The following is a 25,758-nucleotide window of genomic DNA, read 5'->3' on the forward strand; positions in this document are numbered from 1 at the left end:
GTGGCCCCGCCGACGGCCCGGGTCCATTGTGGAGACACGGAAGCACACGGGGGCTTTCGACCACGGGGGAACCAACGGGGGATCTCACGGGGGACACAGATCAGCGGGGGCGCCCGAGGGAGCGCCCCCGCTGATCTGCGTCGGGGCCCGGTCGCCGAGGGCCCGGCGGCTCAGGGGTCGCCGGACTGGCTGAGCAGGCGCACCAGTTGGGCCCTGCGGTGCACGCCGTCGAGTTTCCGGTAGATGTTGCCGAGGTGGAACTCGACCGTCTTGACGCTGAGGAAGAGCTGCTCGGCGGCCTCGTGGTTGGTGACGCCGCGGCCGACGGCGAGGGCCACGCGCAGCTCCTGCGGGGTGAGGCCGTCCAGCGGCGCGGGGCCCGTCGGCACCCGGTCGCCGCCCGCCGCGTGCAGTTCGGCCGCGGCCCTGGCCGCCCAGCCGGCGGCGCCGAGCCGCTCGAACGTGCCGAGGCCGCGCTTCAGCCAGCGCCGCGCCTCGCTGCGCCGGCCCTGGCGCCGCAGCATCTCACCGCGCGCGAACTCGGTACGGCCGCGCTCGAACGGGGCGCCCACCCCGGCGAGATGGCGCAGCGCGCGGTCCATGTGGCGTTCCGCGTCGGCCGGTTCGAGCATGCCCCGGCAGCGGGCGGCGGCGGCAGCGGCGATCGGGCGGTGTCCGCGGCCCGCCTCGTGCTCCAGGACGCGCAGCACCTCGTACGCCTCGTCGGTGCGGTGGAGGTGGGCGTAGGCGTCGGCGAGGTCGGCGGCCCAGGAGAGGTAGAGGCCGTCCCCGCGACCGTTGGCGACGGAGAACTCCCGCACCGCCTGGAGGTGTTGGGCGGCTTCCTCGAAGCGTCCGAGGCCCAGTTCGAGGAGGCCGAGGGCGCCGTGGGCGCGGGCGGCGTCCATGGGCAGGTCGGCGCTGGCGGCGAGCGCGGCGGCCTGGTCGCCGTGGCGGCGGCAGTCGCTCTCGCGGTTGAGGGCGGCCTCGGCCTTGGCCTGGGCGGCGAGGGCGCGGCACACCTCGATGACGCGTCCGGTGTCCTCGCCGAGGCGGGCGGACTCGTCGGCGTGGGCGAGCGCGGAGGTCCACTGCCCGCGCCAGAACTCCACGACCGACAGGGTGCCGAGGAGATGCGCGAGCAGCCCTACGGTGCTGGCGGCGCGCGCGGCGTGCACGGCGCGGTCCAGGAGGGCGTGTCCTGCGTCGAGTTCCTCGGCGGCGAGGTAGCACAGGCCGCCGACGCCGGAGACGGGGTAGGGGAACGTCACGTCCGGTGCGGCGAGCGGCTTCTCCAGTTCGCGCAGCAGGGCGCGGCCCTCGTCCGCGTCGCCGCCGAGGAGTTCGACGAGGGCGTGCAGCAGTCGTACGGGCAGGGCGGCGGGGGTGTCGCCGAAGGCGCCGGTGATCTGCATCGACTCGGCGGAGGTGGCGCGGGCGGCGGTGAGGTCGCCGATGGCGAGTTCGGTGAGGGTGATGCCGCCGAGCATGACGGCGGCCAGGCCCGGGTCGACGCGGCGGGCCTCGTCGACGGCGGCGCGCAGTTGCTCGCGGGCGCGGGCCGGGCGGCCTCGCTGGATGTCGACGTAGCAGCGGAGTTGGCGTACGTCGAGGCGGGTACGCGGGTGGGCGGCGTGGCCGAGGGCGCGGTCCAGGAGGTCGGCGGCCTCGTCGAGGGAGCCGGCGGCCTGGGCGGCGCGGGCCGCGGCGAGGAGGCGGCCCGCTTTCTGCTCGCCCTCGGGGCTGAAGCGGGCGGCGTGCGCGTACAGGCGGGCGGCGATCGGGAAGGTGAGGCTGCCGGGGCCGCCGGACGCGGCGCGTTCGAGGGCGGCGGCGACCTGTTCGTCGGGGTCGGCGCCGGATTCGGCGAGGTGCCAGGCGTAGCGCTCCAGGGCGGTGGGTGCGGTGGCGTCGCGGAGGGCGTGGGCGACGGTGCGGTGGGCGCGCCAGCGGCGGACGGCGGACGCCCCGTGGTAGACGCCGGAGCGGACGAGCGGGTGGCGGAAGACGTACGCGCCTTCTTCGACGGTCATCAGGCCGGCGCGCTCGGCGGGTTCGAGGGAGGCGTAGGTGAGTCCGTGGGCGCGCAGGACGCGTTCGGTGCCGGCGAGGGGGCGGGGGCCGAGGACGGCGAGCAGCAGCATGGCGTCCTGGGCCGGTGCGGGCAGTCGGGCGATGGCGCTGTGGAAGGTGCGGGCCAGGATCTCGCCGATGGGCAGCGGTGCTCCGGTGTCGGGGCGGTGGCCGCCGCGGGCGAGCAGGGCGGGCAGTTCGACGAGGGCGAGGGGGTTGCCGCGGGCCTCCGTGAGGAGCCAGGCGAGATCGTGCGGGGGAAGGGGTTCGTCGGCGATGAGGCGGCGCGCGGCGTCGGGGTCGAGGCCGCGCAGGGTGAGGGTCTCGACCGGGGCGAGCCGGGAGGCGGCCTCGCCGGTGTCGCGGGTCGCGAAGAGGGCGACGACGCCTTCGCGGCCGAGGCGGCGGGTGGCGAAGGCCAGGGAGTCCAGGGAGTAGGGGTCGAGCCATTGCGCGTCGTCGACGACGACCAGGACGGGTCCGGCCTCGCTGACGGCGCCGAGCAGGCTGAGCGTGCCGGCGGCGACGCCGAACCGGTCCTGGGCGACGGCCGGGCCGAGCGCGAGGGCGCCGGTGAGGGCCGCCGCCTGCCGGTCCGGGATGCGGTGCAGGTGGTCGGTGACGGGGCGGAAGAGGTCGGCGAGGCCCACGTAGGGCAGTTGGGACTCGGTCTCGATGCCGTGGGTGCGGAGCTGGGTGAGGTCCCCGGCGACGGACTGCGCGTACTGGAGCAGGCTGCTCTTGCCGATGCCTGCCTCGCCGCGGATGACCAGGGCGGTGCTCCGTCCGGTGCGTGCGTCGTCGACGAGGGTGGCTATCCGTGCGCATTCCGCTGTGCGACCCAGCAGCATGGACCCAGGGTAACCGGAGGCGGGTCCTCGCCGCAGGGCCGAAACGGGTTCGTTTCAGGGGGAGTTGGCGGCGCGGGGCTTGTTCACGCGGCTTCCCGGGTGCCGTCCGGTTCGTCCCCGGCGAACTGGGTGCGGTAGAGCTCGGCGTAGCGGCCGTCGGTGGCCAGCAGGGCGGTGTGGGTGCCGCGTTCGACGATGCGCCCGTCCTCGACGACGAGGATCTGGTCCGCGGAGCGGATGGTGGAGAGGCGGTGGGCGATGACGATGGCGGTGCGGCCGGTGAGGGCTTCGGCCAAAGCTTCCTGGACGGCTGCCTCGGAGGTGTTGTCGAGGTGGGCGGTGGCTTCGTCGAGGATGACGACGCGCTGGCGGGCCAGGAGGAGCCGGGCGATGGTCATGCGCTGGCGTTCACCGCCGGAGAGGCGGTATCCGCGCTCCCCGACGACCGTGTCGAGGCCGTCGGGCAGGTCGCGGACGAGTGTGTCGAGCCGGGCCCGGCGCAGGACGTCCCACAGTTCCTCCTCGCTCGCCTCCGGCCTGGCGAGGAGCAGGTTCGCGCGGACGGAGTCGTGGAAGAGGTGGCCGTCCTGGGTGACCATGCCGAGGGTGGCCCGCATCGACGGTGCGCTCAGGTCGCGTACGTCGACGCCGCCGATCCGGACGGCGCCCGCGTCGGTGTCGTAGAGGCGGGGCAGCAGTTGCGCGATGGTCGACTTGCCCGCGCCGGAGGAGCCGACGAGGGCGATGGTCTGGCCGGGTTCGGCGCGGAAGCTCACGCCGTGCAGGACCTCGGCGCCGCCCCGGGTGTCGAGCGAGGCGACTTCTTCGAGGGACGCGAGGGAGACCTTGTCGGCGGAGGGGTAGCCGAAGCGCACATCGTCGAACTCCACGGCGACCGGCCCGTCCGGGACCTCGCGTGCGTCCGGTTTCTCGTCGATCAGCGGCTTGAGGTCCAGCACCTCGAAGACGCGCTCGAAGCTGACCAGGGCGCTCATGACCTCGACGCGGGCGCCCGCCAGGGAGGTGAGCGGCGCGTACAGGCGGGTGAGGAGCAGGGCGAGGGAGACGACGGCGCCTGCTTCCAGGGTGCCGTCGAGGGCGTAGTAGCCGCCGAGGCCGTAGACGAGGGCCAGGGCGAGGGCGGAGACCAGGGTCAGTGCCGTGATGAACGCCGACTGGGCCATCGCCGTGCGGACGCCGATGTCGCGGACGCGTCGTGCCCTGGCGGCGAACTCGGCCGATTCCTCCTCGGGTCGGCCGAACAACTTGATGAGCGTGGCGCCGGGCGCGGAGAACCGTTCGGTCATCCGGGTGCCCATGGCCGCGTTGTGGGCGGCGGCCTCGCGCTGGAGCCGGGCCATCCGGGTGCCCATGCGGCGGGCGGGCAGCACGAAGACGGGGAGCAGGACGAGGGAGAGCAGGGTGATCTGCCAGGACAGGGTGAGCATGACAGCCAGGGTGAGCAGCAGGGTGACGATGTTGCCGACGACCCCGGACAGGGTGTTGCTGAAAGCACGCTGGGCGCCGATGACGTCGTTGTTGAGCCGGGAGACGAGGGCGCCGGTGCGGGTGCGGGTGAAGAAGGCGACGGGCATCCGCTGGACGTGGTCGAAGACGGCGGTGCGCAGGTCGAGGATGAGGCCTTCGCCGAGGTTGGCGGAGAGCCAGCGGGCGAGCAGGCCGAGTCCCGCCTCGGCGACGGCGATGACGGCGATGAGCAGGGCGAGCTGGATCACTTCGCCCTGTTCCTTGCCGCCGACGATCGCGTCGACGACATGACCGGCGAGGACCGGGGTCGCCACCGCGAGCAGTGCGCCGAGGATGCTGAGGATCACGAACTGGATGATGCGGCGCCGGTGCGGGCGCGCGAAGGCGGCGATCCGGCGCAGGGTCGCGCGGGCGAAGGGGCGTTTGTCCGGTCCGCCGTTCTGCGCGTTCATCACGCTGTGCAACTGCGTCCAGGCTGTCGTTTCCATGCTCATGGGGAAGACACTAGGACCTCAACCAATCTTGAGGTCAACAGAACGAGGGACGTACCCGGGCGCGGCGCGCGTGGGAGGATCCCCCCATGCCTGCCGTCCGCGTCGAACGCCGAGGTCATGTCACCACCGTCGTCCTGGCCCGCCCCGGGGCCCGCAACGCGGTGGACGGGCCGACGGCCGCTCAACTGGCAGCCACGTTCCGGGAGTTCGAGGCGGACGAGTCGGCGAGGGTGGCGGTCCTGTGGGGTGAGGGCGGCACGTTCTGCGCGGGCGCGGACCTCAAGGCCGTCGGCACCGAGCACGGCAACCGCGTGGCGCCCGACGGCGACGGCCCGATGGGCCCGACCCGGCTGCGACTGACGAAGCCGGTGATCGCGGCCGTCAGCGGTCACGCGGTGGCGGGCGGCCTCGAACTGGCCCTCTGGTGCGATCTGCGGGTCGCCGAGGAGGACGCGGTGTTCGGCGTGTTCTGCCGCCGCTGGGGCGTCCCGCTGATCGACGGCGGCACGGTGCGGCTGCCGCGCCTCATCGGGGAGAGCCGCGCCATGGACCTGATCCTGACCGGCCGCCCCGTCCCCGCCCGCGAGGCGTACGAGATCGGCCTCGCCAACCGCCTGGTGCCGCCGGGCCGGGCGCGCGCCGCCGCCGAGGAACTGGCCGCGGAACTCGCGGCGCTCCCCCAGGCCTGCCTGCGCAGCGACCGGGCCTCGGTGCGTGAGCAGGGCGGCCTGGACGAGGTGACGGCCATGCGCGGCGAACTGCGGTACGGGGCGGGCGTCTTGACGGAGGGACTGGAGGGCGCGAAGCGGTTCGCGGCCGGGGAGGGGCGGCACGGGCGGTGACGCCAGGCTTTCAGCCGAGTTCGAGGGTGGTCACCGCGAAGACGCGGTCCTGGGCGAAGGGGCGGACGGGTCCGGTGTACATACGGGCCGTCTCGAACCCGGCGCTCAGGCCGCGGGACGTCACGAGCGCGACGGCCTCGGCGTTCGTCTCCGGTACGTCGACGCTGACCGGCCCGGCACCGGGCGCGAGGGCGTCGAACAGGGCGAGCGCGTCGGCGGCGGTGTCGGCGAAGAGCGGCCCGATGCGCCGCCCCTCGCGCGCCGGGCGCACCACGCCGTACCCGGTGACGCGGCCGTCGACGACGCGGGCGAGCGCCGTGTGCCCGTCCGTGGTGAGCCAGGACCGCAGGAAGCGCGGCCGGTCCGCGGGGAAACAGGTGCGGTCGTACGCGAGGACGGGGTCGAGGTCGTCACCGACGGGCACGACCCCGCCGGGGGCGGCGGGGCCCGGGCGCTCGGGGGTGCCGGTGAAGCGGATGGTGCGGTGGGCCGGCCGGAACCCGGACCTGCGGTAGTTGTCCTGCTGGGCGACGACGCCGTCGAGCCCGACGGTCCGGCCGCCCGCGTGCGCGAGCCCGGCCCGCCAGGTCGCCAGTCCGTGACCGAGGCCGCGCAGGTCGGGCCGGACGAGGTAACAGCCGAGGAAGGCGTAGTCGGGGCCGTAGGTGACGACGGAGACCGCCGACACGGGCTCGCCGTCGATCCGGCCGAGGAAGAAGCCGTCGGGGTCCTGCGCGAAGAAACTGACGCCGTCGCGGTCGCCTGGGTTCCATCCCTCCTCGGCGGCCCAGCCGTGGATCACCGGCCAGTCGGCGGGACCGGCCCGGGAGATGTCGAGCCGCCCAGGGACCTCATTCATGCGCCTGCTCCTGTTCGCGTCGGCACCGCTCCCGCTCACCCGCCTGTCGTGAGCCGGGCGCCGGCCATCCTCCCCGATCTCGCCCCGCACGTCACACCCGTACGGCAGGATGATCGGACGTACGCTCGAACGCGCCGCGCCGACCCGGGAGTTGACCCATGACCGACCCGTCCCTCGCCGCCTCCGTCATCGACACCAGCAAGCCGCATCCGGCCCGGGTGTACGACTGGTTCCTCGGCGGCAAGGACAACTACCCGGTCGACGAGGAGCTCGGGCGGCAGATCACGGCGATGGAGCCGACGGCCAAGTACGGGGCCCGGCACAACCGTTGGTTCATGCAGCGCGCGACGCGGATGCTCGCGGCGCGGCTCGGGGTGCGCCAGTTCCTCGACATCGGCACGGGCATCCCGACGGAGCCGAACCTGCACCGCATCGCCCAGACGGCGGCGCCCGAGACGAGCGTCGTCTACGTCGACAACGACCCGATCGTGCTGGCCCACGCGGAAGCCCTGCTGCGCGGCACCCCGGAGGGCGTGACCCGCTACCTCCAGGCCGACGCCAGGGAACCGCGAAAAATCCTCGACCTGGCCCGGGAGATCCTGGACTTCGACCGTCCGATCGCGGTCTCGCTCATCGCGCTGCTGCACTTCATCCCCGACGAGCAGGGCGCGTACGAGATCGTCCGTACGCTGGTGGACGCGCTGCCCTCGGGCAGTTACCTCGCCCTGTCCCAACTCGCCTCCGACCACGACGAGGAGCGCACCCGCCGGGCCGTCGCCATGTACGCGGCGAGCGGGGTCACGCTGGTGCCGCGCTCCCGTGCGGAGATGGCGAAGTTCTTCGCGGGCCTGGAGCTGCTGGACCCGGGCGTGGTCTGGTTGCCGGACTGGCATGCGGAGCTGGCCGTCGACGAGGAGCGGGACGGGACCGCCGTGCCGCTGTACGCGGGGGTCGCGCGCAAACCGTGAGAGGTTGCGCGGAATGGCGAACATCACACATGGCGATGACCACGTGACGGTGAGGCGCGCTCAACGGCGCCGATCCCCTACCCTCGTTCACATGTCCTCCACTCCCACTCCGCGCTCCGCCCGTTCCGCCGATGTGGTCAACCAGCAGATCCGCGACCTCTGGGCGCGTACCGGCGGTCAGTTGACCGCGGAGGACCGGGCGGAGTACGAGGCGCTGGTCACGGAGTGGGCCTCGGTGGCCGGTGAAGGACTCGTGCAGAGGGCCTGACCCGCTCAGGACTGCGGCCTGCGGCCGTGGTTCGCGGCGTGCTTGCGGCGGGCCTTCTTCTTGCGGCGGCGCTTCGAGGACATGACGCCTCCCTAGGGCTTGGACGGACGATCACCCGCACGCCCTGCGGTACGGCCCCCAACGGAGCCGCCAGGACATACGGGACATTTCGCCTCCCACCCTTCCACAGAGCGGGCACCTCCGCGATTCCGGCCGCGGCCGACCACTCCCCCACCGCCGGAGCGCGAGGCGCCGCGCACGGAGGTCGCCACGACTGGTTGCACCTTCACATTCTCGTCACAACTTCAGCATCTTTCCTCCATGGGCGTTACATCTGCCCCTACCGTCATGGGTCATCGCACTTCCTTTGGGGGGCTCATGTCGTACAACCAATCGCCGCCGCCGCAACCGCCGTTCACCGGACCGGGCTTCCCGCCCGCCTCAGGCCCGAAGTGGGCGAAGAAGCGGTTCGTCATCCCGGCAGCGTTCGTGATCCTCTTCGTCGGGGTGGGGATCGGGTCGTCCGGTGGCGACGAAGAAAAGACGTCGGCCGACGCAAAGCCGCAGCCGACTGTGACGGTGACGGAGGCCGCGGCGGCGAAGGGCGAGAAGGCGAAGCCCGCACCGACTGTCACCGTCACGAAGACATCGAAGCCGAAGGCCGCCACGCCCGCCGAGAAGCCCGCGGCGGACAAGGCCGCGACCGGGAAGGTGGTGTTCAAGGTGTGGGGGTCGGCGCCGGCCGGCGTGAACACGACCTACGGCAGCGACAGTGACAACCGGGACGGGTCGGGGCTGCCGATGACGAAGACGCTGTCGTTGAACGATGACGCCCTGTACTTCCACATCTCCGCGCAGTTGCAGGGTGGTGGCGACATCAACTGCTCGGTGACGGTCGGCGACGAGACGAAGAAGGGGCACGCGTCGGGCAGCTACAACATTTGCACGGCACAACTGAACAGTGGCCTGATGGGCGGCTGGGACTAGGTGTTCTGTCCACGGAGGTCGGGGACGACGTCCTTGGTGCAGTCGCCGCTGCGCAGATGGTCGGCGGTCTGGTGAACCGCCGGCGCCATCGCGACAAGCCAATCGGCGAGCAGCGGTCCGTACATGGCGCTGAGCAGGCCATGTCGTGCAGGGCGGCGAAGTCCGTGTCCTCGCCGACGTAGGTGGTGCCCGCCGGGACGGCCAAGGCCTCCTGGTGCCGCTCGAACAGCTCCCGCGAGCCGCTGCGGAGGACGTAGCCGCCGGCTTCCGGGACGCCGTTCATCGGCGGTACGGCCATGATCCCGCCGTCCAGGTAGTGGGCGCCGCGCTCGCGGGCCCACTCGGCGCGGGCACGGTCCTGGGCAGGGGTGCGGGTGGTCAGGTCGACCAGGCCCCTGTCGGACAGGTCGGTGTCGGCCGGCGCCTCAACGACGCGCTCCGGCCGCCGGCCGCCTGGGGCCGCGAACGGCCGCCTACTCCGGCGGCGTAGGCGTGTCGTGGCTGCGGTACATCGCCTGTACGTCCAGTTCCAGCTTCACCGTGGGGCCGACGACCGCGATGCCGCGGGCCAGCATACTTCTCCAGTTCAGCGTGTAGTCCTCGCGGTGGAGTTCCGCCGTGGCGAGGGCCGCGCAGCGCAGTTCTTCCGCGTAGCCGCCGTTGACGACGCCCAGGTAGTTCGTGTCGAGGTCGACCGTGCGGCTGACGCCGTGCATCGTCAGCGCGCCCTGGAGCGTCCACTTGGAGCCGCCGCGGTAGAGGAAGCGGTCGGAGGAGAAGTGGACGTAGGGGTAGCGCTCGACGTCCAGGAAGTCGGCCGAGCGCAGGTGGTTGTCGCGGGTGTTGTTGCCCGTGTCGATCGACGCCGCGTCGATGCGTACCTCGACCCGGGAGTCCGCCATGTTCCGCGCGACGTGGATGCCGCCCTCGAAGCGGGTGAAGCGGCCGTGCACATGGGCCATGCCGACGTGCTTGGCGATGAACCGGATCGCGGTGTGCGGCGGGTCGAAGAGCCAGGTGCCGGGGCTGGGGAGTTCGGGGGCGCGGCCCGGGTGGAGCTGGACCGAGGTGAGGGGCGCGGTCGCGTCGGGGAGCACGTCGAACGTCTGCTGGTGCGGCTGGAGGCCCTCCGCCGCGATGAGCACGCCGTAGCGGCCGGGCCGCAGCGTGAGGAAGACAAGGCCGTACGGGTCGGTCGTGGCCTTCGCCGCCTCGGCGTTCGAGCCGGTCTCCGTGACAGTCACCTCGGCGCCCCGCATGGGCTGTCCGAGGGGGTCGGTGACCTGGCAGTGGAAGGCGCCCGCACCGGGCGGCACGGGGTGCGCGAGACCGGCACCCCGTACGGCGGAACCGGCCCGCTTCCGGCGGAACAGGGCGAGAGGCATGGGGAGGACCTTTCCGGTGCATTTGACGTTCCGCGTTCACCTTGCCATGGCCGCCACCTGCGCAATTGCGGCGGAATCCCTTATTCCGTTCTCCGTCGCCCGGCGTTTCACAAGATCCACACGTTCGGGCAGTCCCGGGCGGGCCACCCGCGTCGGGGCGCCGCACGTTCCGCGCCAGATGTGCGCGGCTTCACCCCGGGCCGTTGACGGCGCCGGAACGCCTCTGACAAGGTCACCACGCCCGTCACGCCGCCCCGGGCCGGGCAGGGGAGCCTGAGGACGGGCCCTGGGGACCGAGGAGATCCCACCCCCGATGAACCACGACCGCGAACCCTTCCGCGCGCCTGCCCCGCCCGCCGACGCCTGGCGCCACTTCGCGGAGAGGTACTGGGCCAAGGAACCGGTGGTCGTCCCCGGCGCACCCCTGCCCGGCCTGGACGCGGCGGCGGCGCACCGCCTCCTGGTGGCCGCCGCCGGCGCCCCGCCACCGACGCGGATCCGGCTGGCCGTCGCGGACGGCGTCCTGCGCGACCCCGGACCGCTGCTGCCCTCCCCCGCCGACCTGACCCCCGCCGCCTACGCCGCCCGCCTGACCGGTTCCGGCCAACTCGGCGACAGCGGATGGCTGTTGACGGCGGAGAACGCGCTGGGGCTCGACTTCGCGCTCTGGTCGCGTGTCCGGGACACCATGGCGGAGCTGTGGCGGCACGTCGGCCACCCGCCGCTGCCCGTCACCGCCGAGCTGGCGGTCGGCGCCCGGCACCAGGCCCCCGAGGAGTTCGGGGCCCGCCCCGACACGGCGGCGCTCACCTGGGTCCTCGACGGCTCCCTGACGGTGCGGGTGCGGCCCGAGCACACCGGCACCGAGTTCACCCTGCACGCGCGCGCGGGCGACCTGGTCCACTGGCCCGCGGGCAGCACCCACTCCGACGACCGTACGCGGCCGTCCACGACCCTGCGGCTGTCCGTGCCGGCCCGCTCCGCCTCGGCCCTGCCCTACGTGGGCGAGGTGGTGGGGGAGGTGCTGCGCCGCCACCCCCTGCCCGGCGACGAGCGACCCACGCTCCCCCACCCCGCGCCCGCGGCCCCCGACGGGCGGTTCACTCCCCCGCGCCGGTTCACCGAGCCCGCCCGGCGCTACGCCGCCGCCCTCGCGGGCGACGAGCCCGAGCGCGCGCTGCTGCTGCGCTGGGCCGGTCTGCGCTCCGCCGCGGGCCTCACCCCGGCCCCGCCACCCAGACCCGGGATCACGCTCACCACCCGGCACCGATTACGCCGCACCGCCGACATCGTGCGCGTACGGGCGGGATCGGAGCCGCTGATCTGGGCCGCGCACGGGCACGCGCGGCGTGACGACAGCCCGGCCGCGCGCCGGGTCCTCGCCCGGCTCGGCACGGTCTCGCGGATCACCCTGGGCGCGCTCGCCGAACTCTGCGATCTCCATGCCGACAGCCCTGAACTGGTCGGTCTGGTCGGCGAGCTGTACCGGGTGCGGGCCCTGGAGCTGGAGGACGAACCGGGCCGGGACGGGCAGCCGGGGGCGGGGTCGCGGCCGTGAGCCCCGTCCTGATACCCCACGTCGCGGTCCTGGAGTCGTTCGACTGGGACACGTTCCTCGACGCGTACTGGGACCGGCGGCCCGTGCTGATCAGGAGCGCCGCGCTGCCGACCGCGCCGTTCACGGCGCACGAGGTGTTCGAGAGCGCCGTCACCGCGGCGCGCCGCCCCTCGGCCGGGCAGGTGAGCTTCGCCCTCGGACCGAGGCTCCTGACCGACCCCGGGGATCTGCTGCCGCGGCCGGAGGACGGCTCCTTCGCCCGCTACGAGCGGCGGCTCGTAGCGGGCGAGTCGGCCCGCGATCCGTTCGGCCTGCTCGTGCGCGGGCTGCACACCTGTCACCATCCTGTGTGGCTCAGGGCGCGGAACTTCCTCGCCGGGCTGTGGGACCGCACCGGCCGACCGCTGCTCGGGGTCAGTACCACCCTGTTCCACGGGATGTGCGGCCCCGACCGGACGACGCCCTCGACCGGCGCGACGTTCCTCCACACCCTGCTGGGGCGCCCTCGGCTGCGCCTCGCGCGGGACGGGCACTGGTCGCTGGCCCGGCCCGCCCCCGGGGACCTGCTCTACTGGCCCGCCGGGCAGCGGTACGTCGCCGAGCCGAGCCGGACACCGGCGGCCGTCGTGCACCTGGGCGTCCCGCGGCTCGCGCCCGAGCCGGGGCACGGTCTGCGCTCGCTCCTCGCACCGGGTCCCGACCCGTCCTCCCCGCAGTCGCGCCCGGGCGGCGACGACATCCTCGTACGGGGTGACGCGGACGCGGACGGGCTGCCGCCGGTGCTCCACGAGGCGCTCGCCCACTATCGGGAGGCGGCGCGTCCGGCGGCGCTGCGGCGGCGGCTGGTGCGGGAGGCCCTGCTCCATGCGACGGACGGCGGGCTGCGGCCCGTGCCGCCGCCCGCCCGGCCGGGTCACTTCACCGACGACGACACGGTGCGGGCCGTCGAGCGGGTGGTGTGGGCGGAGACGGCGGGGCGGCGGCTCGTGGCCGCGTGCGGGCATGTTCTGGAGACCGGCCTGACCGGGCCGGAACTCTCGGCGGTCATCGGCCTGCTGAACGCGGGCGCGGTGGTGCGGGTGGCCGAGCTCGCGCCGCCCGCACGGTCGTTGGTGTCCCGACTCGCCGGGTTCCGCGCGGTGGAGCGGGTCTGAGGGCCCGTCTCCGCGCGTGCGGCGGGTGGGGGCGGTGGGCTACGGGCGGTCAGGAGCCGGTGGGGACGGCCAGGTACTTGTACTCCAGGAACTCCTCGATGCCGACCCGGCCGCCCTCCCGGCCGAGACCCGACTGCTTGACGCCGCCGAAGGGGGCGGCGGGGTTCGACACGAGACCGGTGTTGAGGCCGACCATGCCCGTCTCCAGGCGTTCGCCGACGCGCAGCGCGCGGTCCAGGTCGCGGGTGAAGACGTAGCCGACGAGGCCCCATTCGGTGTCGTTCGCCGCCCGCACGACGTCGTCCTCGTCGTCGAACGTGAACAGCGCGGCGACGGGCCCGAAGATCTCGGTGCCGGTCAGTGCGGCGTCGCGCGGGACCTGCGCGAGGACGGTGGGCGGGTAGAAGGTGCCCTCGCCCGGCGGGAGTTCGCCGCCGGTGAGGATCTTCGCCCCGCGGTCGACGGCGTCGCGCACCAGGGCCTCGACCTTGGCCCGGCCCGCCGCGTCGATGAGCGGCCCCACGTCGGTGCCGGGTGCGGTGCCGTCCCCGACGCTCAGCGCGGACATCCTGGCGGCCAGCCGGGCCCCGAACTCCTCGGCGACGGAACGGTGCACGTAGATCCGGTTGGCGGCGGTGCAGGCCTCCCCCATGTTGCGCATCTTGGCGACCATCGCGCCGTCCACGGCCGCGTCGAGATCGGCGTCGCCGAAGACGATGAACGGGGCGTTGCCGCCCAGTTCGAGCGAGGTCCGTACGACCGCGTCGGCGCACTGGGCGAGCAGGGTCCGGCCGACCTGGGTGGAGCCGGTGAAGGACAGCTTGCGGATGCCGCCGCCGCGCAGCAGGGGTTCGACCAGCGCGCCCGCGTCACTCGTGGTGACCGTGTTGAGGACGCCGGGCGGCAGTCCCGCCTCCGTGAGGACGCCGGTCAGGGCGAGGGAGGACAGCGGGGTCTGCGGGGCCGGTTTGAGGACCATGGTGCAGCCCGCGGCGAGGGCCGGGCCGATCTTGCGGGTGCCCATGGCGAGCGGGAAGTTCCAGGGCGTGATGAGCAGGCAGGGGCCGACGGGCTGGCGCAGGACCAGGTGGCGGTTGCGACCATCGGGGCTGAGGGCGTAGCCGCCGTCGATCCGGACCGCCTCCTCGGCGAACCAGCGGAAGAACTCGGCGGCGTACGCGACTTCACCGCGCGCCTCCGCCAGCGGCTTGCCCATCTCCAGGGTCATGAGGAGGGCCAGGTCCTCGGTGCGGTCGAGGATGATCTCGTGGGCGCGGCGCAGGATCTCCGAGCGGGCGCGGGGGGCGGTCGCGGCCCACTCCCGTTGGGCGGCGACCGCCGCGTCCAGGGCGGCGCGGCCGTCCTCCGGGCTCGCGTCGGCGACCTCGCACAGAGGGGCGCCGGTGGCCGGGTTGTCGACGGGCATGGTGCGGTCCGCTGCCGCGGGGCGCCAGGCGCCCGCGATGTGGAGTCGCTTCGGTACGGCTCGGATGACGCCGGGTGGTGTGGTCATGGTCCGTTCTCCGTCCGGGGGAGGTGGGGGGCCTGGACGTGGGGAGCCTGGACGTGGTGGGGCGGGGGCCGGCTACGCCGTCACCGCCGACGCCCAAGCCCGTAGCGCCTCGTCCACCTGGGCCTCCGTCACCACCAGGGCGGGGATCATGCGGACCACGTTGCCGTACGGGCCGCACGTCAACAGGAGCAGGCCCTCGTCCGCCGCCGCCTGCTGCGCCCGCAGGGCGGTCGCCGGGTCGGGTTCGCCGGCCGGGGTCGTGAACTCGCTCGCCAGCATCAGGCCCAGGCCGCGTACGTCGCCGATGGCCGGGGTCTTGGCGGCGACGTCCTCCAGGCCGGAACGCAGCCGCGCGCCCATCGCCGCCGCGTTGGCGACCAGACCCTCCTCCGCGATGACGTCGAGCGTGGCGCAGGCCGCCGCGCACGCGACCGCGTTGCCGCCGTACGTGCCGCCCTGCGAGCCGGGCCTGACCTTGTGCATCAGCACGGCGGGCGCGGCGATGCCCGACAGGGGAAAGCCGCTGGCCAGGCCCTTCGCCGTGATCAGGACGTCGGGCCGCACGTCGAAGTGGTCGTGGCCCCAGAAGCGGCCGGTGCGGCCCACGCCGGTCTGGATCTCGTCCAGGATCAGCAGGATCCCGTGCCGGTCGGCGCGCTCCCGCAGCCCTTGCAGGAAGGCCGTGTTGGCGGGGACGTAGCCACCCTCGCCGAGGACCGGTTCGACGAGGATCGCCGCCGTGTCGTCGGGGTCGGTGACCGTGTGGAGGAGGTGGTCGAACTCACGGAGCGCGAACCGGGTGGCCGTCTCCTCGTCCCAGCCGTAGTGGTAGGCGTTCGGGAACGGTGTGACGGCCACGCCCGCCATGAGCGGCCCGAACCCGGTACGGATCTTGGTGCCGGACGTGGTCAGGGACGCCGCGGCCACGGTCCTGCCGTGGAAACCGCCGTGCGCCACCACGATGTTGGGCCGCCCGGTGGCCTGCCGGGCGAGCCGCATCGCCGCCTCGACGGCCTCACTGCCCGAGTTCACGAAGAACAGGCTGTCGAGACCGGCGGGCAGCACGTCACCGAGTTTGTCGACGAGGCGGCGCAGCGGCTCGTGCAGGACGGTCGTGTACTGGCCGTGGATCAGGGTGGCGACCTGTTCCTGGGCTGCGGCGACGACGCGGGGATGGCAGTGGCCGGTGCTGGTGACCCCGATCCCGGCGGTGAAGTCCAGATAGCGGCGGCCGTCGATGCCGTAGAGATGGACGCCTTCCCCGCGCTGCGCGACGACGGGGGTGGCCTGGCGCAGATGCTCGGACAGTCGAGTCATGCCCTCCACCCTCGGCGCCCGGCCGAACGGGCGTCAATGGGGCATGTGTGACGAACTCCGACCACCCCCGCCCCGCGCCCCGTCCACGATGCGCTGGAGTTCCGCGTCATTTCGGTACGGGCGGGCTGCCCGATCCGATGCGGCGACGCAACAGTCCCGCGCAACCCGGCCGACCGGCGCCGAGGCAATCAGGCCATGGCGGCGCACGACAGGGCGCGCGGGCACGGTCCACTGGGCATCCTGCCCCGACTCGGCCTGGGCGAGGCGGCGAAAGCCCTCTCCTGGGGCGGGAAGCGCCGCGCCGAGGAGTCCGGGACGGACGCGCTCGCCCTCGACCCCGAACTCGGCCGCGAGGGCGTGCCACTGGGGGTGGTGCGCCGCGCCCTGGACGCCGTAAAGGACGAACTCCCGCACGGTGCCGCTGGGGCAGCGGGGGCGACGGGATGGCCGAAGGGTTGCCCTCGTGACGGTGGAGGGGGTTCGTGTGCGGCAGGATGTGCCCGGCGTGTGATGCTCCTGTGTCCGCGCCGGTCCGACTTCCTACCGAGCAGGTGCACGTGACGAAACATCAGATACCCGGCCCCCTCGCAGTACGGTGCGCGGGAGGCGTCCGATGACCCGCGGACTCGAACTCCACGACCTGATCATCGCCGGCGTCGCCCTCGTCGCGGGACTGCTGGCCGGGCTGCTCCTGCGGCTCCTGCTGCGCTGGCTCGGTGAGCGGGCCAGCCGGACCCGCTGGGGCGGCGACGATGTCCTCGTCGACGCGCTGCGCACGCTCGTGCCGTGGGCCGCTGTCGCCGCGGGCGCGGCGATCGCGGCCGAGGCGCTGCCGCTGACCGCCCGCACGGGCCGCACCGTGAACATGACGCTGACCGCGTTCGTCATCGTGGCCGCGACCCTCACCGCCGCCCGCGTCGTCACCGGGCTCGTCCGGTCGGTGGCGCAGTCCCGGGCGGCCGTGGCCGGTTCCGCGACGATCTTCGTGAACATCACCCGGGTCGTGGTCCTCGCGATGGGCTTCCTGGTCGTCCTCCAGACGCTCGGTATCTCCATCGCCCCGCTGCTCACCGCCCTCGGCGTGGGCGGCCTCGCCGTGGCGCTCGCCCTCCAGGACACGCTCGCCAACCTCTTCGCGGGCGTGCACATCCTGGCCTCCAAGACCGTGCAGCCGGGCGACTACATCCGGCTCAGCAGCGGCGAGGAGGGCTACGTCGTCGACATCAACTGGCGCAACACGGTGGTGCGGCAGCTCTCCAACAACCTCGTGATCATTCCGAACACGCAGCTCTCGGGCACGAACATGACCAACTTCAGCCGTCCCGAGCAGGAAATGACCCTGACCGTGCAGGCGGGCGTCGGCTACGACAGCGATCTCGAACACGTCGAGCGCGTGACCGTGGAGGTCGTCACGGAAATCATGAAGGACGTGGAGGGCGCGGTCCCGGACCACGAACCGCTGGTCCGTTTCCACACGTTCGGCGATTCCCGGATCAGCTTCAACGTGATCCTCGGGGTCGGCGAGTTCAGTGACCAGTACCGGATCAAGCACGAGTTCATCAAGCGCCTGCACCTGCGCTTCCGCGAGGAGGGCATCCGCATCCCCGCGCCGACGCGGACGGTCGCCCTGGCCCAGGGCAGCGCGCCGGTCGTCATCCCGCACCAGCGCGACAGCTCGGGAGCCGCCGGCCCCTCGGTCGTATCCGGCCTGTAGTCCGGTGCTCCGTCAGTCGCCGCGCTCGGCCAGCACCTCGCCGATGACGCGCTCGGCGGTCCGCGCCATGAACGGATTGGACTCCCGGTAGTACGCCAACTCATGGGCGGCGATGGTCAGCGCCCAGCCCCGGCCGCGCTCCCAGGCGTCCGCGTCGATCGCGACGGCCTCGCGGAAGCGGCGGCGGGGTCCGGCGTCGAGGACGTACCAGGCGACGATGAGGTCGACGGCCGGGTCGCCCGTGCCCATGCACTCGAAGTCAATGACGGCGCTGAGCCGTCCGTCGTCGACGAGGAGGTTGCCGGGCTGGAGATCGGCGTGCAGCCACACGTCCGGGTGCGGGCCGCGCGGGGTCCGCACGGCGGCGTCCCAGACGGCGAGCGCCGCCCCGGAGTCGATCGCGCCGCTCAGCCGCTCCAGCACCGCGCGGGTGTCGGCGTCCCGTTCGGCGAGCGGGCGGCCCCGGTACGCCTCCGGGGCGCCCGCGGTGTCGATGCGGCGCAGCGCGGCGACGAAGGCGGCGAGGTCGTCGGCCAGCGCCTCCGGTTTCTGGAGGCTCCCCACGACCGGGACGGCGCCGGGCAGCCAGCGGTGCACGGCCCACGGGTGGGGGTATCCGTGCCCGGGCCCGCCCTCCGCGACGGGTTCGGACACGGCGACCGGCAGCCGCGCGGCGAGGAACGGCATCCAGGTGCTCAGGCTCTTCTTGTCCGGCACCGCGCCGCGTACGCGCGGCAGCCGGATCACGTACTCGTCGCCGAGGCGGAACAGGACGTTGGACGTGCCGTGCGAGTCGACGTGGCGCAGCGGCAGCCCCGCCCACCGGGGGAAGCGGTCCGCGACCAGGGCCCGGACGAGCGCTTCGTCGATGTCGGCCTCGTCGGGGTGCAGCTTGCGAACGTCCATGGTCACCTTTCGCGGCGGGATCGACGCGAAAGCCTAGCGAAACGAAGTAGGGGCCACCCGAAGGTGACCCCTACCTGCGACTTCTTCAGTCGGGACGACAGGATTTGAACCTGCGACCCCTTGACCCCCAGTCAAGTGCGCTACCAAGCTGCGCCACGTCCCGATGCCGACTGCCTTCCGGTACCCCGTCCGGCGGCGACAGACAGAACAATACCGCAAGCTCACGGGTGGTTTGAAACCGATTCCGCGGCTCTCCGCTGACGTGCGCGAGAATCGGTCGTATGAGCACTTCGCACCGTGGTGACCGGGACCGCGACGACGCGGGCCGGGCGCGCAACGCCCGCCCCCGCGACGGTCTCGGCCGCCCCCTCCCCTACGGCTCCCCGGGCGTCGACCGTCAGCCCGAGGGCGTCGTGCGCGGCCCGGTGGAGACCGTCGCCGAGGCACAGGACCTGCTCGACGCGGGGCGCCCGTTCCACGCCCACGAGGTCTTCGAGGACGCCTGGAAGTCCGGGCCCGAGTCGCAGCGCGGCCTGTGGCGGGCGCTGGCCCAGACGGCGGTGGGCCTCACCCACGCGGCGCGCGGCAACGCGACGGGCGGCGCGCGACTGCTGCGCCGGGGGGCCGACGGTCTGGCGGCGTGGCCGGGCGAGGCGCCGGGGGGCCTGGACACGGAGGGGGTCGTCCGCTGGGCGCGGGCGCTCGCCGACCGGGTGGAACAGGGCGCCTCGGTGACCGCGGCGGCCTCGGCGCCCAGGCTGAGGGGAACCCCGTAGGGAGAGCGGGGGCCCGCCCGCGGACGGGACAGCACCCCTACGGCGCCACGGCGTCACCGGTCCGGCCCCACCCGCATGCGTCGCCCGCCACCAGGCGCGACCCTGCAGAGGTGACAGCCACCGAGACCACGCAGCCCGCCGCACAGCCGCCGGTTCTGGACAAGCGCCGCCGCAACGTCGTCTTCGTCACGATCGTGCTGGGCATGCTGCTGGCCGCCCTGGACCAGACGATCGTCGGCACGGCCCTGCCGACGATCGTCTCGGACCTGGGCGGCGCGGCGCACATGTCGTGGGTGGTGACGTCGTACCTGCTGGCGGAGACGGTCGCCACGGTGCTCGTCGGCAAGTTCGGTGACCTGTTCGGGCGCAAGGTCGTCTTCCAGGTCTCGGCGATCGTCTTCATCACCGGTTCGTTCCTGTGCGGCCTCGCGGGCAACATGACGCTGCTCATCGCCTGGCGGGCGATGCAGGGCATCGGCGCGGGCGGTCTGATGGTGACGGCGATGGCGCTGATCGCGGACGTCATCCCGCTGCGCGAACGCGGCAAGTACCAGGGGGCGATCGGCGCCGTGTTCGGGGTGGCCACGGTCATCGGGCCGTTGCTCGGCGGCCTGTTCACGGACCACCTCACCTGGCGCTGGGCGTTCTACGTCAACGTGCCCGTCGCGATCGTCGTGGTGATCGCCGCCGCCCGCACCATCCCGGTGGTGAAGTCGGCGACGCGGCCGGTCATCGACTACCTGGGCATCGCGCTGGTCGCCGTCGGCGCGAGCGCCCTGATCCTCGCGACGAGCTGGGGCGGCAACCAGTACGCGTGGGGCTCCGCCACCATCATCGGCCTGTTCGTGGGCGGCATCGTCGCGCTCGGGCTGTTCTGCTGGGTGGAGAGGCGCGCCGCCGAACCGATGCTGCCGATGCGGCTGTTCGGCAACCCCGTCTTCACGGTCTGCTCGATCCTCAGCTTCATCGTGGGGTTCGCGATGCTCGGCGCGATGACGTTCCTGCCGACGTATCTCCAGTACGTCGACGGGGACTCGGCCACCATCTCCGGGGTGCGGACGCTGCCCATGGTGATCGGACTGCTGATCGCCTCGATCTTCTCCGGCAACGTGGTCAGCAAGACGGGCATGTACCGGATCTTCCCGATCGTCGGCTCGCTCGTCATGGCGCTCGGCCTGTACCTCCTGTCGTTGATGGGCAGTGCCGCGGGCGTCTGGCTGGAGTCGCTGTACATGTTCGTGCTCGGCGTCGGCATCGGCCTGTGCATGCAGGTCCTGACGATCGCCGTGCAGAACACCGTCGACTACGCGGACCTCGGGACCGCGACCTCGGGCGTCACGTTCTTCCGTACGCTCGGCAGCTCGTTCGGGACGGCCGTCTTCGGCACGATCTACGCCAACACGCTGAAGCCCCACCTGTCCGACGGGGTCGCGGAGGCGGCCCGGGCCGGGACGGGCATCGATCCGGCGGCGCTGGCGAAGGCCGCGCAGAACCCGGAGGGGCTGCACGCGCTGCCGGCCGCCGCGCGGGCCCCGATCGTCGAGGCGTACGCGGACTCGCTGCACACGGTGTTCCTGTGGACGGTGCCGGTGGCGGGGATCGGGTTCCTGGTGTCGTTGTTCCTCAAGCAGGTGCAGCTACGGGACAGCGCGCGGATGGGCTCCGCGGACATGGGCGAGGGCTTCGCGCAGCCGACGACCGGGGACCCGGCGCATCTGCTGGAGCGCACCGTCGGCTCCATCGTGCGCACGACCGACACGGACACCGCCCGGCAGATCCTCACGGCCTCCGACACGCGGCTCGACGTCGCCGGCGCCTGGGCGGTGACGCAGGTCGAGTTCTTCACGCGCATGGTCGGGCACGCGAGCCTCGGCATGATCGCGGCGCGGCGCAGCCTGCCTCCGGAGGTGCTGGTGCCGGTGTTCCAGCGCATGGTCGACGAGGGGTATCTGACGCGTACGGGTACGTACTTCTCGCACACCCGGGCGGGGCGCCGTGAGGCCGATGTCATCAGCCACGCGTGGGGCGAGTGGCTGACCGGACAGGTCGAGAAGGACCTGGGCCGGCCGCCGGGCACCGAGCTGCGGGCGGCGGTCGACACGATCGCGAAGCGGCTGCTCGCGGAGGACCTGGAGTCGGGGCTGCCGAGCCGGCCGGGATCCGACCGCACGCTCAGCCGGGCGTAGGTCAGCGCAGCAGGAGTTGCAGACCGCCCAGGATCGTGGCGGCGATGACCAGCCGATCGAAAAGGGTCTGGTTGATGCGGTTCACGGCCCATTTGCCGAGCAGCGCACCTGGCACGACGAAGGCGACGAGGGCCGCGTCGAGCAGGAGCGAGCGGCCGTCGATGAGGCCGAGGCCGACGCTGAACGGCACCTTCGCGGAGTTCACGATGAGGAAGAACCAGGCGGAGGTGCCGAGGAAGCCGAGCTTCCGGAAGCCCGCGGAGAGCAGGTACATCGACATCACGGGGCCGCCCGCGTTGGCGACCATGGTGGTGAAGCCGCCGAGCACCCCGTACGAGCCCGCTTTGACGCGGGCCGCGCGGGTCGCCGCCCCCTCGGACTCGGGGGTCGCCTCCTTGCGGCGCCGCCAGAGCGTGACGGCGGTCATCAGCAGCAGGATCGCGCCGATGGAGGTGCGTACGGCCGCGTCACCGGCGAAGGCGAGGAAGGCGGTGCCGAGCACCACTCCCCCGGCGACCGCGGGGAACAGCCGCCACAGCGTGGGCCAGTGGGCGTGGCGCCGGTAGGTGAGGACGGCGAGGATGTCGCCGCAGATGAGGATGGGCAGCAGGACGCCGGTGGACGCGCGGGCGGGCAGGACCGCGGCGAAGACGGCGAGGCTGACCGTGTTGGCGCCGCTGACGGCGGTCTTGGAGAAGCCCACCAGCAGCGCCGCGGCGGCCAGCGCGGCGAATCCCCAGGGGGTGACCCCGAATATCTCGTGCATGGCGGGCCGATGTTAGACCCACCTGATCACGGTGTGTCGGGGACGCCACATGGTGATACGTGGCGCCCTTCGGCTAACGGGCCGTGTAGGTGGCCCGGAGTTCGCGCTTGAGGATCTTCATGCTGGGGCCGAGCGGCAGGGCGTCGGCGAACTCGATGCGGCGCGGGTACTTGTGCTTGCCGAGGTGCTCCTTGGACCAGGCGGTGAGGTCGGCGGCGTCCAATCGTGTACCGGGCGTGGGGACGATCACCGCGCACACCTCCTCGCCGTGGACGTCGTCGGGCAGGCCGATGACGGCGGCGTTGCCGATGCCGGGGTGGCGCATCAGGACCTCCTCGACCTCGCGCGGGTACACGTTGTAGCCGCCGCGGATGATGATGTCCTTCTTGCGGTCGACGATGCGCAGGTAGCCGTCCTCGTCCTTGGTGCCGAGGTCGCCGGTCCTGAACCAGCCGTCGACCAGGGCCTCCGCGGTCGCCTCGGGGCGGCCCAGGTAGCCGGTGAAGACGCAGTGGCCGCGGACGACGACCTCGCCGAGTTCGCCCACGGGCAGCAGGTCGACGCGGTCCTCGACCTCGGCGCGGGCGATCTCCACGTCGACGCCCCACAGCGGGTGTCCGACGGTGCCGGGCCGCGCTCCGAACACGGGCTGGTTGGCGGCGGCGGCCGGGGAGGTCTCCGAGAGGCCGTAGCCCTCGTGGACGGTGGCGCCGAAGGCCTGCTCGAAGCCCTCCAGGACGGCGACGGGGAGCGAGGCGCCGCCCGAGACGCAGATGCTGAGCTGCGGGAGCTTCTCCGCCTCCGGGGCCGCCGCCAGCAGGTTCACGAACATGGTGGGGACGCCGTGGAAGGTGTTGACGTTCTCGGCGACCATGAGCTCGATCGCGCGGGCCGCGTGGAAGCGGGGCAGCAGGACGAGCGTCGCACCCGCCCGCCAGGTCGCGTTCATGGAGACGCTCTGGCCGAAGGCGTGGAACAGCGGCAGCGCGCCGAGCGCGACGTCGTCGGCGTGCACGTCGTTGGCGTCGAAGGCGCTGACTGTCGCGTTCATCACGAGGTTGAAGTGGCTGAGCTCGGCGCCCTTGGGGACGCCGGTGGTGCCGCTGGTGTAGAAGATGACGGCCGGGTCGTCGGCCTCGCGGGTGACGTAGGAGGGCAACGGCTCGGCGGACGCGGTGAGTCGTTCCAGCTCCCCGTCGGCGCCGAGGACGACCGTGCGCACGCCCGTCGCCTCCGCTGCCGCGGCGCCCACCTCGGCCTGCGCCGGGTGGCACAGGAGCAGGGTCGCGCCGCTGTCCGTCAGGACGTGCCGCACCTCTTCCGCCGACAGCAGCAGATGTACGGGTACGACGACCCCGCCCGCCGCGAGGATCGCGTAGTAGGCGCGCGGGAACTCGGCCGTGTTGGGCGCCATCAGGGCGACCCGGTCCCCCGGACGGACGCCGAGGCCGGTCAGGGCAGCGGCCTGCTTGCGGGCCTGGAGCCACAACTCCGCGAAGGTGAGCCGCAGATCGCCTTCCACGAGCCCGACCTTGTCGGGGCGGCGACGGGCGGACTCGGCGAGGATCGCGGCGAGGGACAGGGTTGCCATGGAAAGGGGGCTCCGTTCGGTGCTGACTGCTGGTGCGGCTCTGGACCAGGGTCGCGGTGCTGTGGACTCGCGTCAGCGGGCGCCGCCGTTGACGTACAGCGTCTGGCCGCTGACGTAGGAGGCGTCGTCGCTGGCGAGGAACGCCACGACGGCGGCGACGTCCTCGGGCTGTCCGACACGGCCCAGCGGGGTGCGCTCGGCCGCGAGTTTCTGGTGTTCGTCGGCGGTGGAGCCGACGCGTTCGGCGGTGGCGGCGGTCATGGCGGTGGCGATGTAGCCGGGCGCCACGGCGTTGACGTTGATGTTGAAGCGGCCCAGTTCGATGGCGAGGGTCGCGGTGAAGCCCTGGATGCCGGCCTTGGCGGCGGCGTAGTTGGCCTGGCCGCGATTGCCGAGGGCGGACCGCGACGACAGCGAGACGATCTTGCCGTACTTCTGGGCGGACATGTACTTCTGCGCGGCCTGCGAGCAGGTGTAGACGCTGTTGAGGTTGACGTTGATGACCGCGTCCCAGTCGCTCTTCGGCATCTTGAAGAACATGCCGTCACGGGTGATGCCCGCGTTGTTGACGAGGATGTGCGGACCGCCCAGCTCCTCGTGGACCCGCGCGAAGGTGATCTCGACGGCGTCCTGGTCGGTGACGTCGCAGCCGTAGGCGCGGGCCGTGCCACCCTTCGCCTCGATCGCGTCGACGGTGGCCTGCGCGCGCTCGGCGGTGAGGTCGACGACGGCGACGGTCGCGCCCTCGTCGGCGAGGCGCCGGGCGGTGGCGGCGCCGATGCCCTGGGCCGCTCCGGTGACGACGGCGACGCGGCCGGTGAACCTGCTCATCTTCTCTCGACTTCCTTACGTGGTGGGGGCGTTCAGCCGCGCTCGACGAGCACGGCGCTGCCCTGGCCGACGCCGACGCACATGGTGGCGAGGCCGCGGGCGGCACCGGTGCGGCGCAGCCGGTGCAGCAGGGTGGTCAGGATGCGGGCGCCGGAGCAGCCGAGGGGGTGGCCGAGAGCGATGGCGCCGCCGGTCGGGTTGACGAGGCCGGGGTCGATGCCGAGGCCGTCGACGCAGGCGAGCGCCTGCGCGGCGAACGCCTCGTTGAACTCGGCCTCCTCGATGTCGTCGACGGACCAGCCGACGCGGGCGAGCGCCTTCCGCGTGGCGGGCACGGGCCCGATCCCCATGACGTCGGGATGGACACCGGCCGAGGCGCCGGCGACGTAGCGGCCGAGGGATTCCAGGCCGAGGTCGCGCAGGGCTTCCTCGGAGACGAGGAGGAGGCCCGCGGCGCCGTCGTTCATCGGTGAGGCGTTGCCCGCGGTGACCGAGCCGCCCTTGCGGAAGACCGGCTTGAGGCCGCCGAGCTTGTCCAGGGAGGTGTCGGGGCGGATGCATTCGTCGGCGTCGACGACGACGCCGTCGGGCCGGGTCACGGGGAGGAGTTCGGCGTCGAAGAGGCCGTCCTTGCGGGCGGCGGCGGCGCGCTGGTGGCTGCGGAGCGCGAACGCGTCCTGCCGCTCGCGCGAGATCCCGTACCGGTCGGCGACCTCCTCGGCCGTCTCGCCCATCGCGAGGACGCCGTGCAGGTCCTTCATCGCCGGGTTGACCAGGCGCCAGCCGAGGCGCGTGTCGTACGTCTGCATCTGGTGCGGCAGCGCCTCGTCCGGGCGGGGCAGCACGAAGGGGGCGCGGCTCATGGACTCGGAGCCGCCCGCGAGCACGATGTCCGCCTCGCCCGCGGCGATGGTGCGGGCCGCGGTGGTGACGGCTTCCAGGCCGGAGGCGCAGAGCCGGTTCACGGTCGCGCCCGGCACGGACTCGGGCAGGCCCGCGAGGAGGGCGGCCATCCGCGCGACGTTGCGGTTGTCCTCGCCCGCCTGGTTGGCGGCGCCCCAGTAGATGTCGTCGATGCGGGCCGGGTCGAGCGCGGGCGCGTCCGCGAGCACGCCCCGGATCACCGTGGCAGCGAGGTCGTCGGGGCGGATGGTGGAGAGGGCCCCGCGCAGCTTTCCGATGGGGGTGCGGCGGGCGGCGGCGAAGTGGACGGGGCGCACGGTCAGCTCCA

The 25,758-nt window shown here is 73.1% G+C and carries 20 protein-coding genes, 1 tRNA gene and 1 pseudogene; 9 read left to right on the top strand and 13 right to left on the bottom strand.

What is annotated here, in order from left to right:
- Window positions 1–170: 170 nt before the first annotated feature.
- Both ACIRF8_RS20585 and ACIRF8_RS20590 read right to left on the bottom strand, forming a co-directional pair.
- Entirely contained in the window at window positions 171–2,924 is a 2,754-nt protein-coding gene (locus ACIRF8_RS20585; protein ID WP_404216814.1) for an AAA family ATPase, read from the bottom strand.
- An 83-nt stretch (window positions 2,925–3,007) separates the two neighbouring features.
- Window positions 3,008–4,900 (bottom strand): ABC transporter ATP-binding protein, encoded by a 1,893-nt coding sequence (locus tag ACIRF8_RS20590; RefSeq protein ID WP_404216959.1) that lies wholly within the window; start codon window positions 4,898–4,900, stop codon window positions 3,008–3,010.
- A 92-nt stretch (window positions 4,901–4,992) separates the two neighbouring features.
- On the opposite strand from ACIRF8_RS20590, the gene ACIRF8_RS20595 reads away from it, so the two are divergent.
- On the top strand, window positions 4,993–5,748 hold the full coding sequence (locus ACIRF8_RS20595; protein ID WP_404216815.1) for a crotonase/enoyl-CoA hydratase family protein: 756 nt from the start codon (window positions 4,993–4,995) through the stop codon (window positions 5,746–5,748).
- 10 nt (window positions 5,749–5,758) lie between these two features.
- Here ACIRF8_RS20595 and ACIRF8_RS20600 read toward each other — a convergent pair whose 3' ends face one another.
- Window positions 5,759–6,607, bottom strand: coding sequence for a GNAT family N-acetyltransferase (locus ACIRF8_RS20600; protein ID WP_404216816.1), 849 nt, complete (start codon window positions 6,605–6,607; stop codon window positions 5,759–5,761).
- 158 nt (window positions 6,608–6,765) lie between these two features.
- Between ACIRF8_RS20600 and ACIRF8_RS20605 the strand changes: the two genes are divergently transcribed.
- The 3 genes from ACIRF8_RS20605 (at window position 6,766) to ACIRF8_RS20615 (ending at window position 8,830) form a co-directional block, all read left to right on the top strand.
- Complete coding sequence (locus ACIRF8_RS20605) at window positions 6,766–7,575, top strand: SAM-dependent methyltransferase (protein ID WP_404216817.1); 810 nt, start codon at window positions 6,766–6,768, stop codon at window positions 7,573–7,575.
- A gap of 91 nt (window positions 7,576–7,666) precedes the next feature.
- The gene (locus ACIRF8_RS20610; protein WP_404216818.1) at window positions 7,667–7,843 is read left to right on the top strand and encodes a hypothetical protein; all 177 of its coding nucleotides are present in this window, start codon (window positions 7,667–7,669) and stop codon (window positions 7,841–7,843) included.
- 378 nt (window positions 7,844–8,221) lie between these two features.
- Window positions 8,222–8,830: a hypothetical protein gene (locus tag ACIRF8_RS20615; protein ID WP_404216819.1), complete on the top strand. Its 609-nt coding sequence runs from the start codon at window positions 8,222–8,224 to the stop codon at window positions 8,828–8,830.
- Window positions 8,831–8,835: 5 nt separating this feature from the next.
- Here the strand turns inward: ACIRF8_RS20615 and ACIRF8_RS20620 are convergent.
- Both ACIRF8_RS20620 and ACIRF8_RS20625 read right to left on the bottom strand, forming a co-directional pair.
- Window positions 8,836–9,263: pseudogene (locus tag ACIRF8_RS20620) on the bottom strand (NAD(P)-dependent oxidoreductase); the annotation flags it as partial.
- A 40-nt stretch (window positions 9,264–9,303) separates the two neighbouring features.
- The gene (locus tag ACIRF8_RS20625; protein ID WP_404216820.1) at window positions 9,304–10,215 is read right to left on the bottom strand and encodes a YceI family protein; all 912 of its coding nucleotides are present in this window, start codon (window positions 10,213–10,215) and stop codon (window positions 9,304–9,306) included.
- 313 nt (window positions 10,216–10,528) lie between these two features.
- Here ACIRF8_RS20625 and ACIRF8_RS20630 point away from each other — a divergent pair, with 313 nt between their 5' ends.
- Both ACIRF8_RS20630 and ACIRF8_RS20635 read left to right on the top strand, forming a co-directional pair.
- Window positions 10,529–11,773 carry a hypothetical protein gene (locus tag ACIRF8_RS20630; RefSeq protein WP_404216821.1) on the top strand — a complete coding sequence of 415 codons (1,245 nt, stop codon included), beginning with the start codon at window positions 10,529–10,531 and terminating at the stop codon, window positions 11,771–11,773.
- On the top strand, window positions 11,770–12,927 hold the full coding sequence (locus ACIRF8_RS20635) for a hypothetical protein (RefSeq protein WP_404216822.1): 1,158 nt from the start codon (window positions 11,770–11,772) through the stop codon (window positions 12,925–12,927). The genes ACIRF8_RS20630 and ACIRF8_RS20635 overlap by 4 nt, the downstream gene beginning before the upstream one ends.
- Window positions 12,928–12,976: 49 nt before the next feature.
- On the opposite strand, the gene ACIRF8_RS20640 is transcribed toward ACIRF8_RS20635, so the two are convergent.
- Together ACIRF8_RS20640 and ACIRF8_RS20645 are read right to left on the bottom strand one after the other, a co-directional pair.
- Window positions 12,977–14,440 (bottom strand): NAD-dependent succinate-semialdehyde dehydrogenase, encoded by a 1,464-nt coding sequence (locus ACIRF8_RS20640; protein ID WP_404216823.1) that lies wholly within the window; start codon window positions 14,438–14,440, stop codon window positions 12,977–12,979.
- A gap of 72 nt (window positions 14,441–14,512) precedes the next feature.
- The gene (locus ACIRF8_RS20645; RefSeq protein WP_404216824.1) at window positions 14,513–15,757 is read right to left on the bottom strand and encodes an aspartate aminotransferase family protein; all 1,245 of its coding nucleotides are present in this window, start codon (window positions 15,755–15,757) and stop codon (window positions 14,513–14,515) included.
- 613 nt (window positions 15,758–16,370) lie between these two features.
- On the opposite strand from ACIRF8_RS20645, the gene ACIRF8_RS20650 reads away from it, so the two are divergent.
- Window positions 16,371–17,471, top strand: a complete 1,101-nt coding sequence (locus tag ACIRF8_RS20650; protein ID WP_404216825.1) for a mechanosensitive ion channel family protein — start codon at window positions 16,371–16,373, stop codon at window positions 17,469–17,471.
- A gap of 12 nt (window positions 17,472–17,483) precedes the next feature.
- Here ACIRF8_RS20650 and ACIRF8_RS20655 read toward each other — a convergent pair whose 3' ends face one another.
- Both ACIRF8_RS20655 and ACIRF8_RS20660 read right to left on the bottom strand, forming a co-directional pair.
- Window positions 17,484–18,377 carry an aminoglycoside phosphotransferase family protein gene (locus tag ACIRF8_RS20655; protein ID WP_404216826.1) on the bottom strand — a complete coding sequence of 298 codons (894 nt, stop codon included), beginning with the start codon at window positions 18,375–18,377 and terminating at the stop codon, window positions 17,484–17,486.
- Window positions 18,378–18,466: 89 nt separating this feature from the next.
- A tRNA-Pro gene (locus tag ACIRF8_RS20660) sits at window positions 18,467–18,540 on the bottom strand.
- A gap of 118 nt (window positions 18,541–18,658) precedes the next feature.
- On the opposite strand from ACIRF8_RS20660, the gene ACIRF8_RS20665 reads away from it, so the two are divergent.
- Window positions 18,659–19,153, top strand: a complete 495-nt coding sequence (locus ACIRF8_RS20665; protein ID WP_404216827.1) for a DUF309 domain-containing protein — start codon at window positions 18,659–18,661, stop codon at window positions 19,151–19,153.
- A gap of 110 nt (window positions 19,154–19,263) precedes the next feature.
- Window positions 19,264–21,339: an MDR family MFS transporter gene (locus ACIRF8_RS20670; protein WP_404216828.1), complete on the top strand. Its 2,076-nt coding sequence runs from the start codon at window positions 19,264–19,266 to the stop codon at window positions 21,337–21,339.
- 1 nt (window position 21,340) lies between these two features.
- Here ACIRF8_RS20670 and ACIRF8_RS20675 read toward each other — a convergent pair whose 3' ends face one another.
- From ACIRF8_RS20675 to ACIRF8_RS20690, 4 genes are all read right to left on the bottom strand, one after another.
- Window positions 21,341–22,105, bottom strand: coding sequence for a sulfite exporter TauE/SafE family protein (locus ACIRF8_RS20675; protein ID WP_404216829.1), 765 nt, complete (start codon window positions 22,103–22,105; stop codon window positions 21,341–21,343).
- 73 nt (window positions 22,106–22,178) lie between these two features.
- Window positions 22,179–23,696, bottom strand: a complete 1,518-nt coding sequence (locus tag ACIRF8_RS20680) for a long-chain fatty acid--CoA ligase (RefSeq protein WP_404216830.1) — start codon at window positions 23,694–23,696, stop codon at window positions 22,179–22,181.
- Between the two features lie 72 nt (window positions 23,697–23,768).
- On the bottom strand, window positions 23,769–24,527 hold the full coding sequence (gene fabG / locus ACIRF8_RS20685; RefSeq protein ID WP_404216831.1) for a 3-oxoacyl-ACP reductase FabG: 759 nt from the start codon (window positions 24,525–24,527) through the stop codon (window positions 23,769–23,771).
- A gap of 32 nt (window positions 24,528–24,559) precedes the next feature.
- Complete coding sequence (locus tag ACIRF8_RS20690; RefSeq protein WP_404216960.1) at window positions 24,560–25,747, bottom strand: thiolase family protein; 1,188 nt, start codon at window positions 25,745–25,747, stop codon at window positions 24,560–24,562.
- Between the last annotated feature and the right edge of the window lie 11 nt (window positions 25,748–25,758).

The sequence above is a fragment of the Streptomyces sp. NPDC102406 genome (assembly GCF_044765725.1).
GTDB lineage: Bacteria > Actinomycetota > Actinomycetes > Streptomycetales > Streptomycetaceae > Streptomyces.